Origin of the sequence: Pseudomonas sp. EA_65y_Pfl1_P113 (assembly GCF_963970525.1) — a bacterium.
In the GTDB taxonomy this organism is placed as follows: Bacteria; Pseudomonadota; Gammaproteobacteria; order Pseudomonadales; family Pseudomonadaceae; genus Aquipseudomonas; species Aquipseudomonas tritici.
Genome location: NZ_CAXAQM010000236.1, coordinates 1 through 608, shown reverse-complemented (window position 1 = coordinate 608; position 608 = coordinate 1). Strand labels below are relative to the sequence as shown.

The window sequence follows — 608 nt, the reverse complement described above, 5'->3', positions numbered from 1 at the left end:
ATGCATGTCACGCCAGGGGCAGCCGACCCGCAAGACATGCAGCATACCGTTGAGGAACCGTCGATTGTCGCCCGCTGGCCGCGCCCAACGCCCACGCTCAGACGGCAACAGCGGCCCGATCAGTTCCCATTCCGCATCCGACAAGTCCCCTCGATCCATGACTGCTCCCCAAAGAGCAGCCTTGAATCAGAACTCACCCCGTTTGGGAATCCCTTTTGTCAACGCGGCCTAGCCCAATGACCAACTCGGGCTCGGTATCCGGGGCAAAGTCTGGCGGACGATAATGGCTTCTTTGTCGCCGCTTTCCCGGGCAACCTAACCTTGCGGAATGCGCAGCGGGCCGCCCCGCGACCGGCAGCGGCAAGACTACCTATGGCGCCGTCACATCGGGCCTCAACATCAAATCGCTCGTGCTCAAGGCTGCTGGTTCGGCGATGGTCGCGCAGTAGTTAACGGAAGGGCCTGGCGGCCTCGCGGACCGCCAGCACTGCTGCAGCGGCTGCGGCGACATCGGCTTCGACATGTTCGGGCCCTAACTCGAGTTGCGGTCACCACCATGTTCGACCCGACCAGCATCTTGCATCAGCGGCTGATCAGCGACCCGCAAA

The 608-nt window shown here is 62.7% G+C and carries 1 protein-coding gene; it reads right to left on the bottom strand.

Annotation, left to right across the window (positions count from 1 at the left end):
* Window positions 1–159 (bottom strand): transposase (locus tag AACY52_RS32455; RefSeq protein WP_370468067.1); only part of this gene is annotated, 159 nt, incomplete at its 3' end.
* Between the last annotated feature and the right edge of the window lie 449 nt (window positions 160–608).